The 13,642-nt window shown below is 71.1% G+C and carries 12 protein-coding genes; 7 read left to right on the top strand and 5 right to left on the bottom strand.

What is annotated here, in order from left to right:
- Positions 1 to 15: 15 nt before the first annotated feature.
- Positions 16 to 1,080, bottom strand: coding sequence for a hypothetical protein (locus C8N24_RS03375; protein ID WP_121247998.1), 1,065 nt, complete (start codon positions 1,078 to 1,080; stop codon positions 16 to 18).
- A gap of 773 nt (positions 1,081 to 1,853) precedes the next feature.
- Between C8N24_RS03375 and C8N24_RS03370 the strand changes: the two genes are divergently transcribed.
- The 6 genes from C8N24_RS03370 (at position 1,854) to C8N24_RS03345 (ending at position 7,150) form a co-directional block, all read left to right on the top strand.
- A complete protein-coding gene (locus tag C8N24_RS03370; RefSeq protein WP_147447605.1) occupies positions 1,854 to 2,648 on the top strand; it encodes a hypothetical protein in 795 nt (264 codons plus the stop codon).
- Between the two features lie 10 nt (positions 2,649 to 2,658).
- A complete protein-coding gene (locus tag C8N24_RS03365) occupies positions 2,659 to 3,825 on the top strand; it encodes a hypothetical protein (protein ID WP_121247994.1) in 1,167 nt (388 codons plus the stop codon).
- Positions 3,826 to 3,904: 79 nt separating this feature from the next.
- On the top strand, positions 3,905 to 4,984 hold the full coding sequence (locus C8N24_RS03360; protein WP_147447604.1) for a hypothetical protein: 1,080 nt from the start codon (positions 3,905 to 3,907) through the stop codon (positions 4,982 to 4,984).
- Between the two features lie 20 nt (positions 4,985 to 5,004).
- Positions 5,005 to 5,298 (top strand): hypothetical protein, encoded by a 294-nt coding sequence (locus C8N24_RS03355; RefSeq protein WP_121247990.1) that lies wholly within the window; start codon positions 5,005 to 5,007, stop codon positions 5,296 to 5,298.
- A gap of 189 nt (positions 5,299 to 5,487) precedes the next feature.
- Complete coding sequence (locus C8N24_RS03350; protein ID WP_147447603.1) at positions 5,488 to 5,850, top strand: MarR family winged helix-turn-helix transcriptional regulator; 363 nt, start codon at positions 5,488 to 5,490, stop codon at positions 5,848 to 5,850.
- Between the two features lie 103 nt (positions 5,851 to 5,953).
- A complete protein-coding gene (locus C8N24_RS03345) occupies positions 5,954 to 7,150 on the top strand; it encodes a PDDEXK family nuclease (RefSeq protein ID WP_121247986.1) in 1,197 nt (398 codons plus the stop codon).
- A 445-nt stretch (positions 7,151 to 7,595) separates the two neighbouring features.
- Here the strand turns inward: C8N24_RS03345 and C8N24_RS03340 are convergent, their stop codons facing one another.
- Positions 7,596 to 9,527 (bottom strand): hypothetical protein, encoded by a 1,932-nt coding sequence (locus C8N24_RS03340; RefSeq protein WP_147447602.1) that lies wholly within the window; start codon positions 9,525 to 9,527, stop codon positions 7,596 to 7,598.
- A gap of 327 nt (positions 9,528 to 9,854) precedes the next feature.
- Between C8N24_RS03340 and C8N24_RS03335 the strand changes: the two genes are divergently transcribed.
- Entirely contained in the window at positions 9,855 to 10,682 is an 828-nt protein-coding gene (locus C8N24_RS03335) for a hypothetical protein (RefSeq protein WP_121247982.1), read from the top strand.
- A 67-nt stretch (positions 10,683 to 10,749) separates the two neighbouring features.
- Here the strand turns inward: C8N24_RS03335 and C8N24_RS03330 are convergent, their stop codons facing one another.
- The 3 genes from C8N24_RS03330 to C8N24_RS03320 all read right to left on the bottom strand — a co-directional run bounded on the left by C8N24_RS03330 (position 10,750) and on the right by C8N24_RS03320 (position 13,490).
- Complete coding sequence (locus C8N24_RS03330) at positions 10,750 to 11,232, bottom strand: hypothetical protein (protein WP_121247980.1); 483 nt, start codon at positions 11,230 to 11,232, stop codon at positions 10,750 to 10,752.
- A 791-nt stretch (positions 11,233 to 12,023) separates the two neighbouring features.
- The gene (locus C8N24_RS33255) at positions 12,024 to 12,680 is read right to left on the bottom strand and encodes a hypothetical protein (RefSeq protein ID WP_147447601.1); all 657 of its coding nucleotides are present in this window, start codon (positions 12,678 to 12,680) and stop codon (positions 12,024 to 12,026) included.
- Positions 12,681 to 12,803: 123 nt separating this feature from the next.
- The gene (locus C8N24_RS03320; RefSeq protein ID WP_147447600.1) at positions 12,804 to 13,490 is read right to left on the bottom strand and encodes a NucA/NucB deoxyribonuclease domain-containing protein; all 687 of its coding nucleotides are present in this window, start codon (positions 13,488 to 13,490) and stop codon (positions 12,804 to 12,806) included.
- Positions 13,491 to 13,642: the final 152 nt, after the last annotated feature.

Raw genomic sequence — 13,642 nt, 5'->3', positions numbered from 1 at the left:
GTGTCCATGGTTCTCCTACTGGTTCACGCAGTCGTGCTCGCGCAGCCGAGCCCAGCGCTCGCGCGCGGTCTCGGGTCGTGCCGTCCACAGGTACGTGCCGTTGCGGGCGCCGTTGGTGATGACCTTGGTGACGAAGTTCGCTTCCTGGATGCCGGGGCAGCCGGCGCGGTGCAGCCGCGGCGAGTTCGCGGAGTCGGTGATGACCACGTACCCGTCACGGGCGGCCTGGATCGCGTGCAGCCGGTCGACGGTCACGATCGGCTCGAGGTCGTCGATTGCTCGCGAGGCGACTGCTGGTCCCGTCGCGGCATGGGATCCTGGCGTGCGGGCCGCCGCCGGTGGCGCGTCGAGCACGTCGTAGGTGAGTTGGGGTCCGCCGGGGCGCGGCTCGAGCAATCGCCAGCGCGCGTCGACTTCGACGGCGTGCCCTAGCGCCCCGTCGAGCTCCCGGTGCAGCGTGAGCTCGACGATCCGCCCGTCCTCGATGTCGAACTCGCTCGCGTTGGGGCGGCGGCCCAGGATGGCCACGAGGGAGTCGATGACCGGCTTCCAGGCCCCGACCCAGTTGCGGCTGGTGTCAACGCGGAGCGCGAGGTCGAGCGCCACCGGTCCCCAGGGCAGCGGTGCGGCCTGCGCCGCCACAGTCCGGCCGAGTACGCGTCGGCCGGGCGCGGACACGCGCTCGCAGCGCCCGCAAGCACGGTGGGGAGCGATGTGGTCGGGTTCGCCGGGCTCGACCGGGCCGATCGTCAGCCGTGACGGCCCACCGACGGTTTTGGTAGCCCTGACGAAGCACAGGCGCGGCGACGCCAGTTCGGTGGCGAGTGGCTCGAGGAAGTTGTCGAGGTCATGTTGCACCAGGGGATCGGTGCCGGCCGGCAGGCCGATCTCGAGGGCGAGGCCGAGCGGCGGGCCGTCCGCTCCGCGCCACGGGGCGAGCAGGGGCGCGATCTGTTGCGTGTAGGCGCTGATGCGCCGGCCCTCGGGAGACGCCGGGCCGCCGAACGTCGTCTTCGGCGGCAGGCCGGGGAGCGGGACGGCCGCGGCGGTGGGCGGCCGGAAGCGCAGCGGAGGGTGCACGATGACGGGGTCGCTTGGGGCGCAGTAAAGCTGACAGTGCCCCTTGTGCGGTGCAGTCGCCCGGCCGACGGCGCTGCGAGTGGGTCCGCGGCGCGGAGTAGCGTGGCTGCCATGTCCAGGTCCGGGTTCTTCTCGCGTTCGGCTCGGAAGCTTCGTCGTCTTCTCGAACGCCGGCGGTGACGTTTCTCCCGGTGTGGATGCAGGAGGTCGACGGCCGTCCAGCGCTGGTTGTGGGTTGCGCGTGCGGCGCTCCTTGCGTGGGCCACGGTCTCGTGGTCCAGTTCGACGACGGGACGGCGATGTGGTGCCATCCGGACTGCCTGGAGGCAAGCGACGACTAGGTGCACCGGTGCCCGGCGCGGCGCGTACGGCGTCCCGCCCGGGCGATGCGCCCGCCTATAGCGCGCGGCGCCGTGGCGCCGACCGGGTTCAAGGCGGGCGACGTCGGGGCGGTCCGGCTCCAGAGCGTGCTGTTTCGCCGGTTGGAACCGGGGGGGAGAGAAACCTGGTCGGGCGCCTACAAGGGCTATGCCGACACTTCGCGCTCTTGCCGTGCGCGCGTACTCGAACGTTTCGCCGCAGCCGGCGCGAGATCACGGACACTGATCAGCGGTCCAGGAGCAGTTGACAGACCGGGAGTGGGTGCAGGTAGGGTCGCGGCGGTGGTTTCCGGCAGCGGCCAGTCGAGCAGCAGACGCGGTCTCACAACGCTGGCGTACTGCCGTCGGACCGTGCCGCTGGCGGCCCGCGCTTTCGGTCGGGGGCTATCCGTCGTGCCGCTCGCGCTCACGCTGTGTGTGGGGACGGCGGCCACGGCGCAGGCGGGTCCGCTGGCCGTCGCGCCCGTGCAAGTGAGCGTGGGCGCGTCGGTGACGGTGACGCTCGAGCAGTTCCCACCGGCCGCATTCGTCGACGTCTACGCGCGCCCGAGCGGCGGCGGCAACTGCTGCGGCATGCAGGTCGCCGACGATGTGGCGACCGACGCCGTAGGACGGGCGACGGTGACGTTTTCCTGGCCCGAGTCCTTCGAGGCCTGCGCGGGCAAAGACAACTGCAGGCGGCGCCCGTGGGAGGTCGGCCAGCTTGCGGACGTCGACGCGAGCGTGGTCGGCCGAACGTTGACGGCCAACGCGGCGACGACCCGCGTGGTGGCGCCCGGCACGCCCGCCCCCGATCTGACCCTGGCGCAACGGTTCCGGCCGGTGTTGGCCTTCGACTCGAGCGAAGTCTGGCGGCCGCTGGAGATTGACCGCTTCCTCGCGCGTGAGACGCCGAGACTGTGCGGGATCGGGTGCCATCCGGCGCCGTCGTCGGCCTACCTCGTCGCCTTGGGGCTCGGCGCACGAGCTCGGCTCGACCTGGCCGGAGAGCAGACCGACGCTGACTCCTACCGGTCGCCGATCGCGGAGTGCCGCGTGAACGGGCTGCTGGACTGCGACGGCGGCCCGGACACGGCGATGTACGTGCACGACGTCGTCCACGAGGGCTACCGCTACCTGGACTACTGGTGGTTTCTGCTTCAACCACGCGCCCTTCACCAAGCTCTACTACGGCGAGCACGAGGGTGACTGGGAAGGGATGACCGTCGCGGTGCCCGCCACCGCGGATCCGAGCGCGTTCGATTTCGTCGCGATCGCCGCGCACGAGGGTGTGTACCGCTACTTGCGCGACGCGGTGATCTGCCACGACCCGGCGTCGGGCGGCGAGACGGGATGCACGGCCGGCGGGCCGCAGCGCCCGAAGGTGTTCGTCGCCGACGGCACGCACGCCGGCTACCCGCGCGGCTGCCGGAAGCTCGCGTTCGTGTACTGCCGCCAGACCGGCATGCCGCTGCCCGAGAAGGGCTTCGACGGCCGGCGAGCGTGGGGCGCGAACGACGACCCGGCGGCGCTGAAGCCGTTCGGACCCGGCTGGGAGGCCTGGGGCGGCAACTGGAACTCGCAGGCCACGCCGCGCGTGAACAGTCCGGCTCGCCAAGGACGCCACCGAGCGCCGTGGCAGGTGCACTGCACCACCCGCTGGTCGCTGGCCGAGTGTGAAAGGGCGTCCGCCAGCCAGGCCGGGGGCGAGGGGTGCGCGGCGTGGTTCGGGCCGTTCACCGCGGCGACGGTGTGCGACCCGGCGGCGCTGCGTGAGGCGCTGCGCACGGGCACGCTGGGGGCGGCGGGCGCCGTGCGGATCACGGCCGACGGGGCGGCGTCGGCGAGCGTCCCTGGGCTCGCGCAGGCCGTCGGCGACGTGCTTGCGCCCGGGCAGTCGCTGCGCGTGGACGGCACGGCGACGGGCCCGAGCGCGTTGCTCGTGCGCGCGCAGGACGCGGGCGGGATCGTGCACGCCCGCTACGACGATCTCGGGCTCGCGGACGGTGGCGTGGTCACCGTGACGGCCATCGCCGAGCGAGCCGGCGTTGCGCTGCGCGCCGTCGACGAGACGGGACGTGTACTGCGCGCTGCTGAGCAGACCCGCGAGCTGACGCGCCGGCCGGCTCGTCCGTCGCGCGTCCAGGCGCGCCGGCGCGGCGGCCGCATCCGCGTGACGTTCACGGCGCGGACCGGACAGGTCGCGATCCAGCCGCAGCGACGACGCGTCGGCGGTGCTCTGTCGGCGACCACCTACACGGTGCGGCCCGGACGACGGGGGACCGTCAGCGTGCCCGCGTCGCGTCGTGCCCGTTACGTGAGCGTTGTGGCGTTGGGCCCCGCGGGCGTGCCCTCCCGTCCGCTCGTCGTGCGGATGCGCGGGTGAGTAGTCAAAGCGCAACGGCTGGCGCTACCCAGCCGAAGACGAGGTTGAAGGTCGCACGGAACAGGGAGGCGTCGTGACGATGCACGAGAACGCGGTTACCGAGGCGCTGGTCAACGCGCTGCAGGCGTCCGGCGACGCGGTCGCGGCGCGCTTCCTGCTCGAGGTCTTCGGGGTCGAAGTCAAGCGGGGATCACCGCTGCGCTACCGGCTGCAGGCCGGCTGGGAACCGCTCGGGCACACCCAGGCGATCGTCGCCGGGCTGGCCCCGCTGCCCGGGCTCGCGGACGCCGACACCAAGACCACGCCCGGCAGCATCGTGGACGCCGTGATCGCCGGGGACGTAGCGGTGCTCATCGAGGTCAAGGTGCGCGGTCGTTGCGAGCGCGCGCAGCTGGTTCGCCACGCCCGCCACTGGGCGCTGTCGGTCCCGGGCGAGGGTTGGTCGACCGGAACAGGTCCGGGCCTCGCGCTCACGACCTGGGCCCGGGTCGGCGGGTGGCTGGCGCGCGAACTCGACCGGGAGTCGGCCGCGACGCTCGTCGCGCTGGCTGCGGTGCTCGAAGGCGAAGGCCTGGTGGAGCTCAATCCGGCGGTGCCGGCGGCCGATCCGGTCGAGGCTGTGCCCGTGGAAGCGCCGCCGACCCCCACGGCGTTCGCGGCGATGACCGCCGGCGTCGATCTCGCGCGCCTGCGCCGGCGATGCGTGGCGCTGTACGGGCCGGGCGGGCCCGAGCATGTGGCCGCGGACGGGTGCAAGGCCGACACGGAGCGCGTGATCGCGGCTTTCGAAGCCGCTGGCATGCACGTACCGCCCGGATTGCGGGAGGTGCAACGCGGCGGTGTGATGACGCCACGGCGCGTCCTGAGCGCCCTCTTCGGAGACGAGGGCTTGCGTGCCGCTAAGCCGAAGCACTGGACAGATCTACGCGACCGAGTGCTTGGCCGCGGCGGGGATCGCGCCGTGTTGCTGGCGATTCTCGCCTGGGCGGCCGCACGGAGAGACGCGGAAGCGGATCTGGTCTCCAGCAACGTGGCTTTGGTGTGGGCACGAGCTCCGGAGCGCGGCCCAGCCGTCCCCGAGTTGCACACCGCGATCGACGAGTCGCGAAACGACGATCGGACCGCAGACACAGAACCGCGAGGAAGCGTTCAGGCCTGACCATCTACAGACAAGTCACCGTGGCGGTGCTGACCACGGCGACGATCGGGTCGCTGAGCACCGCGTCAGCCGACGGCGCGTCGCGAGGCGCGGCCGAACGGGGCAGCGGCGCGCGCAGCCGACCGCTTCACCGACGCCGCTACGGGATCTCGTTCGGGTATCGGGCCTGGGACGTCGACTGCGAGCGGCGCGGCAAGGGACGCTGGTGGTGCGGTGTCACCAGCGAGGGTGGGCAGTGCTTCGGCAACCTCACGTTGCGCGAGCGCGGCCGCGGCTTCATCGCGTCCAAGCGCACGATCAGCTGCATGGAATAACACTCGCCGTCCGGAGTAGACACGGTCGTTCAGTGACGCACCGACGCTCGGGACAGCAACGGCGGCTGGCCGGTAGCCTCGACGCTCCACCGCGTAGGGGAGCACGCTGTCTGAACTGTTGGACCGTATCCGTGGCAGATCCGCGAACGAATGACCGTCTGCGAGGCCGCCGTCGAGGAGACGCGGACCTTGGCGGCGGTGCTGGCTGCCCTCGGTGGCGAGACGGAGAGCAGCGCCCCCGCGGCGACGCCGCCGAAGCGGCCGGCCCGGACCACGAAGCAACAGCCGCGCCGGGCCACGAAGCCGTCGGCCCGTGCCCCGCGCGGCACGAACCGCGCTGCGGCGCTGCGCGTCCTGGGCGAGCGACCCGGCGTGAGCGTCGGGGAGTTGTCTTCGGTATCGGGCGTCAAGTGCCCCGTGCTCTACGCGCTGCTCAGTCAGCTGGAGGAGCGCGGCGAGGTGGTCAAGCGGACCCTGCCGAACGGAACCGCCGGGTATTCCTTGCCTCCGACCGAGTTCGACGCCGCGACCGCTGACCACACGAGCACGTGACCGCGGCCGACCTTGGTGTCCCGGCGCAACGCTGACGCCGCGACGAGTGCGTACGTCGCGCTGTCCGTGGCCGCCCGACCTGCGGTGACCTGACATTCTCGCCGTGGCCGCTGACGCGTTCGCGCGGACGTCCGCGTACGATCGCGCCGTGTGCGCGATCTACCTCAAGCACGGTGACGACCTCGTGGAGATGGTCGAGCAGCCGTACGAGGCGGAGGCGGTCCTGCAGCGGCTACTGGCCGACTATCCGAACCTACTGGCGGGCGACGATGACGCTGAGCCACGGCGACGCTGGCTGCTCGTACAGCGAGAACTCGGCATCGCCGGCGAGGAGCACGGCGCCGACCGTTGGAGCATCGACCAGCTGTTCCTCGACGAAGAGGGCGTGCCGACGCTCGTCGAGGTCAAGCGCAGTTCCGACACACGTCTGCGACGGGAAGTCGTCGGGCAGCTGCTCGACTACGCCGCGAACGCGTCCGCGTTCTGGGGCGTCGACAAGCTCCGGGCCGCCTTCGAGGGCCGCGCGGGCGCTGCGGCCGACGATCAGCTTGCGACCCTTCTGGGCGAGGACGTCGACCCGGACCGGTTCTGGACCTCCGTCGGGGTCAATCTGCACGCTGGCCGGCTGCGGCTGATTTTCGTCGCCGACGTGATCCCGCCGGAGCTGCGGCGGATCGTCGAGTTCCTCAACGAGCAGATGGACCGCACCGAGGTGCTCGCGCTCGAAGTCCGTCAGTACGTCGAACGCGGCGGCGATCGCCTCACACTGGTCCCGCGGCTGATCGGCGCGACCGAAGCGGCCCGGCAGGCCAAAGGCGCGACGCCGTCGCGCCCAAAACGCCGATGGGGCGAAGCCGATGTGCTGGACGCGATCCGCGGGGCGCAGGCCCCGGAAATCGCGCGGCGGACGATCGCGCTGTACGAGTTCCTGCGCGAGCAGGGCGCGCGGCCGTCGTTCGGCACCGGCGCGGACCCGAGTGTGACGATCTGGCTCGGCGAGGACCCCGACCCGGCGCGGGCGAACCCGATCGCGATTGCCCTGTATCCGCACGGCACGAGCTGTATCGCGATCGAGTTCCGCTTCGTGCGCGAGAAGCGCACACCGGCTGAGCTCCAGCGATGGCTGGAACTGCTGCGCGAGGTCCCCGGGACAAAGCCTGCGCTCGCGGATGTCGAGGCCCGCGAGTTCCGAATGATCGGCAACCTGCAGCCCGAGGAAGTGCTCGCTTCAGATCATGCACTCGCGGCGTTCAAGCGAGCGGTCGCAGAGGCGGTCACGCCACCGAGCCTGAGGCCGTAGCGGCAATCCCCAGGTCGTCTCGGCGGTGCTCCGTCTCTCGGGAATAGGACCTCCGGAGACATCCACGGACAACGCACGACGAAATTTTGCGAACGCATTCGGGCGTGCCCGACCGACCAATCTCCCGAGCCGGTCATCGGCGAGTCAGGGCTGTTGTCGACTGACCGGTTCGGTGGCCGTCCGATCGCCGTCGGGGTCGCGGCGAGCCTTCCGCTGGTCGCCAAGGGTGTGAACCGACCGCCGCGCACGCGGCGGCGACCGTGTGGACGACCAACGCGCTGGGGCGCAGCGAAGACACGCGTGATGTCGGCGGACCGTCTCTGGATGCGTCGCACCTTCGTGCCGCCCTGGACCGAGCGACAGTTGCTACGAGGTGGTCAACCTCCGTGGGACGTATTCCGCTTCCCGCTAGGTGTCCTTCCGATCGCCCGGCGGGGCGGACTGGTCACGCGTGCGTGTCGCGTTCGATGAGCCAGGCGGGGCCGCGCCATGCGAAGTGCAGCACGGCGTCAGCGGGCAGTCCGCGCACGTGCGGCTGGACCCAGGTCTCGTTGGGTCGAAGCCGGATGCCGACCGCGGCCGCGTTCGCGGCGGCTTCGGCGCTGTGGCTCTGGTGTGGCTGCAGCCGCCGTCGGTGTCCCGCGACGTACGACGCGAGGTACTGGGCCGTGTGCCCGCGTGTGGTGAAGCCGGTGGGAAGCCCGCCGCTCTGCGACCGCGAGGCGGAGCGTGCGTGTGACGCCGTGGTCGAGCGCGATCCGCTCGTGGACGCGCGTCGGTTCTGGTGCGGCTCGCTCGCTCGGACGGGAACGCAGGTCAGCTCGGCATAGGCGGTCAACGCGAGCGACCACGCGAGCGCGAACGTCTCGACATCGGTGCTCCGCTCCCAGCGGCACGGGATCGGCACCTCCAGGGATGCGATCCGCAGCGCGCCGGCGAACCGATCGCGTCCGCGCTCGAGCGCGAACGGCACTTCGAGCGGCGTGCCCGTGAGCGGCTCGAAGACCACCGACACGTCGCGCACATCGACGCGCAACGTGTGCGCGAACACGAGTGTGCGGTCCAGGCGCAGGCGACGACTGGCCTGTTCGGCGTCCTGAACCCAGGTCTCGTTCGCGTCCGGCGGAAAGGTCCGGTGCAGTCCCGGACCGGCTACCGGCTCCGCTGAGTCGTCGTCGGCGAGGGATTCCGTCAAACGAATCCAGTGCTCGCCGGCCGCGAGGAAGTTCCCGGCGACCCGCTCGCCGCCTGGGAGCGTGGCGTGGGTGGCCGCAACGCCCGCGACCCGTCGTGCCCGCGTGTCGAACAGGCTCAGGTCGCTGTCATCGATCCGAACCCGAAGGCCGGGGAGGTACGTCGCTGCGGCGTTGGCCAGTCGGCCGAGAAGGTGTTCGCCGACGAATCCGTCGAGCCAGCCGGCGCGCGCTTCATCCTGCAGCAGGACAGCGGCCGGAGGTTTCGCGACCACGCCACCCACCTGCAGCCGCCCTCCTGCAAGGACGGAAACCCGCTCGCCCGAAGCGGCGAGGAACTCCGCGAGCTCGCCGAGCGGGCCGTCGAACGCGAGATCGTGCGGAGGCGGGCTCGCCGGTTCGGCTGGCAAGCGATCGGGCGAGGCGATCGTGGACGTTGTCGGCCGTGGTTGGTTGACGCGATACCCGGCGTGGCCGCTCGGCAGGGGCACACGGACGGCACGCTTGGCCGCGATGAGGCGAATGAGAGAAGCGGCGACGGCGTCTCGGTCGGCGCTCATTGCTGCCGCGAGTGCGCCTAACGTCGTGCCGGTGCGCTTCTCGAGCGCGATGTACACGGCCTCCAGAAGCGCCGGACTGGGCTCCGCGAGGTGCCGCGAGGGAGCCCGCGTTAGGGCGCGTTCGATTGCCGTGGCGACGGGGCTGATCGGCCCGCTGGCTTGCGTGAGGTCGCCGTGGACCGTCGTGATCCCTTCGCCCGTCACCGCGAACCGCGTCACCGCGACCACGTGCTTGTCGGCGACCCGGATGGCGATCCGGCCCTTGCGGTGCACGACGGTCACGCGCGGGTCGTGCGTGTCGATGGAGGCTCGGATGCGTTTGAGGAGATGAGGTGCGCTCGTCGTGGTCCACTGGCCGACCAGGCGTTTGGCGGCGTCGCTGGGTCGCTCGCTCGCCGGCGGAAGTTTCACCGTCCCGATGGACGCGACGTGGACGGCGTCGCCCCGCATAACCGCGGGTACGCCCCGCGCACGCAGCGCGGCCATCCAGTCGCGCGTGCTCGGTGGCGCGAGGCGTGAGACGGCTGGAGCAGCGGGGACGCGCGGGATTCGCCCGAGCGCGTCGTCGAGCTCTGCGAGTCCGGAGAAGAGACGTCGATCGTTCGCAGGCTGCTGAACGGCCATGACGGCCACCGTAATCGGCTGGTCGGCCGGACTGACCTAGCCGTGCGGTCAGGTCAGAGGTCAGATCCGTCCGGGTGCGCACATGCTGTCCACTACCGGCGGGGCCGCCCGGACGACTTGCGCGCCGTCGGCGTCGTCGGTGACCCCAGCTGATCGGCCTGGCGCCCGCCGTGGACGGGAGAGTCGTCAGCACGCCGCTACCCGTATTTTTTGTCCAGACGACTCAGCTGTCGCTCGCTGCCGGGCTGAAGGCAGCCGGATCCTCCTGCCGTCAACGGGGCCGAGAACTACGCTCGTCTGACCATGGCTCGCCCTGACCAACGACCAGTGGATGTGCTCGTGGACCGGGTCACGCACGCCGTCGCAGGACGAATGTCGCTGAGCGAGATTCAGGGCGATGACCTGCGCGAACGCGGCCATCTGGACCCGTTCTTCAAGGCCGAATGCGAGCGTCATCTCGGCGCACGACCGGTGGCGCGCACCCTTCGGTCGAAAGACTTCCCGCGGCTCGGACCCGTGGATGTCGTGCTCGAACGTCCTCGAGCCCTGATCGAGCTCAAATGGGCCCATGGCGCTCCCGCCAAGATCTTCGAAGGTCTGTGGGATGCGCTCAAGCTCGCGCTGCTCGGCCCGGCCCACGGATATGACGCGCTGTATCTGGTCACGGGCGCCTCGCGCGGTCAGTGGTCGAACTCCGAGAGCGCGGACTTGTTCCGCACGGGTGAGGTCGACACGCTCGAGGCCTGGAACCGCGCGCTCGTTCCCCGCCGCGGCCCGAACTACGGCGCGACGGTCGGAGAGGACCTGGTCATTGGCGCGCACGGCAACCGTCCGCTGCGCGCCCATCCGACACTCGCCGTACAGACGGTCACCGCAAGTGCTGTCGCCGACGACTACGAGCTGCGCGCGGTGCGAATATCGGGCGTGGGATCGGTGATCCGGTGGCCAACGCCGGAAGCGACGCCAGCGTCACCCGTTACCGGCGGCGATCTTGCGTCGGTGACGCTTCCGCCCCGCGTCACCCAGGCGTGGATCGAAGGCACGGCCCCGCGGCTGACCTCCGCGGCGGTTGAGCCGTTCCTGCGGGCGTTGCGCGAGCGTGGCTGGAGCGAGACCGACTTGGCCGTCCGGGTGCGACCGCACTTGCCGAGCTGACGGTCGCGAACCGGACGCCATGGGCGTGTGAAGGTGAACGTTTCGCGGGCGCCCCCGCGTCCGCGGTTTACCCGTTCTTGAGCTCGTCGATGGTGGCGCCAGCCCGGTAGCGCTTGAGCCAGCCAGCGAAGCCGTCGTGCGCCGGGCTGCCGGCAGGTGTGGCGTCGACGATCGCGGTCAGATCGGCGATGACGGCGTCCCGGCCGCTGCGACGCTCGCGCCGCTGCAGGTAGTCAGGCAGCAGTTGTTCGGGCGCGTCATACCCGAGCGCCTTATCGATCGGCACGATCCCCGTGATCTCGCGGTAATCCTCGATCGATTCCCACTCAAACGGCTCGTCCGCGGACGCGGGGGAGCTAACCCGATCGCCCTGCGCCTTGAGCGTCTCGTCGATGCTGGCCAGGCGCTCCTCGATCGCGAGCAGTGCCCGTCCGATGCCCTGCAGCGCAATCACGCCCGCAATCGCGGTATCGCGGTTACCGCCCGCGGGAAGCGTCTTCTTGGCCTCGGTGAGTATCGCGTCGGCGTGCGCGACCCTGTCGTTGGACATGGCGCGCAACCTATCGTTCCGTCCGAGCGAGCTTGAACGCGACGGCGGTCTCCGTCAGCGCGACGACCGCCGGTTTCCGAAGCGCTCGCGGACGTGTGCATGCCAGGGCACTTGGGGTAGCACGGCCTGCCGCGCCTGACGGTTCTGGTCCGGCGGAGCGACCGCCTGCCGCGCCCGGCGGTCGGGTCGGGCGGAGAGACCGCCTGCCGCGCCCGGCGGTCTGGTCGGGCGGAGAGCGGTTCAGCGACCCATTGAGCTACTTCCTGAGCCATGCGCGGAATGTTGTTCGGCGGTCGATAGCGACCGCGTGGCTCGCGGTGATGGTCTTGGCAGGTTGCGCTGGGGCCGGTGCCAGCGATGAGACGGCGAGGGCGACGCGCTGTGTGCGCTTGTGGAGGCGCGGAGCCAGTGAAACGCCAGTGGCGATCGCACCAAAGTGCGATTTGGTGAACGCTCTGGCCCGCAACGCTCACGCCGGACTGCTGCTGGTTGGCCTCGGCGTCTCAGCGGACGTTGGCGACGACTACCCGTTCACGTCCAAGCCGGGTGAGTGAGCGATCAGGTTCGCGTCATCGGGGCGTGCCCCTCGCGATGCGTTCGCCGTGGGCTTCACGGCCCGAACCCCAGGTGCGCCGCACCAATCGGACTACGCGCAGGTCGGCTTGTCCTTCTCCGCGACCGAAGTGGTGGCAGTCGCTATCGCCGAAAGATGGCCGATGCAGAGTTACACGAGGTCGGGACGCTGGCGGTCCGCAGGCTTGATAGGGCTCGTGCGGCGCAGGCCCGGCCGATTAGGCGCTGGGCGCCAGCACGCCATCGCGGCCGCGGCGAAGGCGTCCGGCTTCGACGGCGAGCAGCACCGCGTGCTGGATCTGTTTGCTCTTGACGTTGGCGTGCCGTCCCCACCATTGGCTCTGCTGCATCGCCGGTCGTGGCGGCGTGCCGACGCCGCGCAGGACTTGTGCGGCCGTCTCGGGCGTGAGCAGCCTCGGATAGGCGCGCACGAGGCTTCGCGCGCTCGATTCCACTTGCGCGTGACGGCTCGTCGGACGCGCCGCCTGCTTCGTCGGTTGTGGCGGGCTTGGACGCGTAGCTGCGGCGCGGCTGTTCGGGGACTGGCGACGGCGCGGCGGCGCGAACAAGGGTGCAAAGTGTTCGCTCCACACCCGGTCGGCTTCCAGCCGTGTCGCAGTGAGGCGTCCAACCTTGTTGCGCAGGCTGTTGACCTGGGCCGCCCGCGCGGCCGGAGCCATCGAGCGCACGCGTTCGATCGTCTCGGCGAGTTCGGCGCGGCGATCGCGGGTGGCACGGCGCTGCCACGCGGCGCGCTCGAGTTCCGCCTTCGCGGGGCGCGTCGGTGCGGGCGGCTCCCACGTGGGGTCGTCGTCGATGCGGTCACTTCCGCGCGCCAAGACTGAGCCCTGGCGGCGCGCGCGATCCCAGTTCATACCGCCCATCACTGCCAGTAATCGGCCGGGCCGGCGGATACCGCAGCGGAGCGGTAGTCGACTGGCGGTTCGCCGGATGTCCCGCCGACCCTGACGACCGCACACCCCCCCGGCGGAGCGGGTCTAGTAGAAGACGTACTTGAACTTTGTGCCGTCGCAGAAGCGACGCAGTTTGGTGCCCAGCGTGGAGCCGTGGCTGCGGTTCTCCGCGCTTGGGACGTGCGCGACGCTCGCTTTCCAGCCGCGCGGGTTGCGGCCCTCGGTCAGCCCGGCGCCGCGCCCGCGCCCGACCGCCGGCGGGTACTCGTCTCGGTCGCGGCCGGGGCGCGTCGGACGGCCTTCGAGCAGCCGCTCGCGGCGGGCGTCGGCGCCGGGACGGTTGAGCACGAGGATTTCGGGCCAGCCCTTGCGGATCGCGCGCTCGGCGTGGCGCTTGATCGTCGGATACGTGGTCTTCGAGAACGAGATCGATTGCACGCCCGACGGCCGCGTGCACCCGGTGGGCTGTGGGGCGTCGGCTGGTGGCGTCGTCGTGGCCGTCGCGACTGGCGTGCGTGTCGGTGACGGCGTGCTGGGTTTCAGGCATGGGCACGGCAGCGATTCGCAGTAGAGGCCGTCGCCGTCCGCGTCGACCGTGTTCGCGGCTCGCTGCGCGGCGGCCTGGTTCGGGAAGTCCGCGCACACCGCGGCCACCGTGGCGACGGGTGGGTGCGGGTCGCCGGACGCGACGCCCGCTGCGCCGGCGGCGGTGAGGAGCATCAGCGCGACGGCGATCAGTGCACGGGCAGGGCCCTGCCGGAAGACGGTCATCAGGCTCATGGTCGAGACGGGACGGCGGAACCTGACATCTGTGCGGGGCATCGTCGACCGCGTTGCGCCGAGAAGAGCTCACCGTCGTCCCGGACATCAGCCGAACGGCTGTTGCAGCAGGACCTTGAGCGACAGCCTGGGCGGCGTGCCGT

Source organism: Solirubrobacter pauli, assembly GCF_003633755.1.
Classification (GTDB): Bacteria; Actinomycetota; Thermoleophilia; order Solirubrobacterales; family Solirubrobacteraceae; genus Solirubrobacter; species Solirubrobacter pauli.
The sequence above is the reverse complement of the archived record's forward strand: the minus strand, read 5'-3'. Positions and strand labels throughout refer to the sequence as shown.

Coding starts and splice junctions, on each gene's coding strand:
- C8N24_RS03365 (WP_121247994.1), top strand. CDS start 2,659: ATGACCGTCGCGGTGCCCGCCACCGCGGATCCGAGCGCGTTCGATTTC.
- C8N24_RS03360 (WP_147447604.1), top strand. CDS start 3,905: ATGCACGAGAACGCGGTTACCGAGGCGCTGGTCAACGCGCTGCAGGCG.
- C8N24_RS03340 (WP_147447602.1), bottom strand. CDS start 9,527: ATGGCCGTTCAGCAGCCTGCGAACGATCGACGTCTCTTCTCCGGACTC.
- C8N24_RS03330 (WP_121247980.1), bottom strand. CDS start 11,232: ATGTCCAACGACAGGGTCGCGCACGCCGACGCGATACTCACCGAGGCC.
- C8N24_RS33255 (WP_147447601.1), bottom strand. CDS start 12,680: ATGAACTGGGATCGCGCGCGCCGCCAGGGCTCAGTCTTGGCGCGCGGA.
- C8N24_RS03320 (WP_147447600.1), bottom strand. CDS start 13,490: ATGACCGTCTTCCGGCAGGGCCCTGCCCGTGCACTGATCGCCGTCGCG.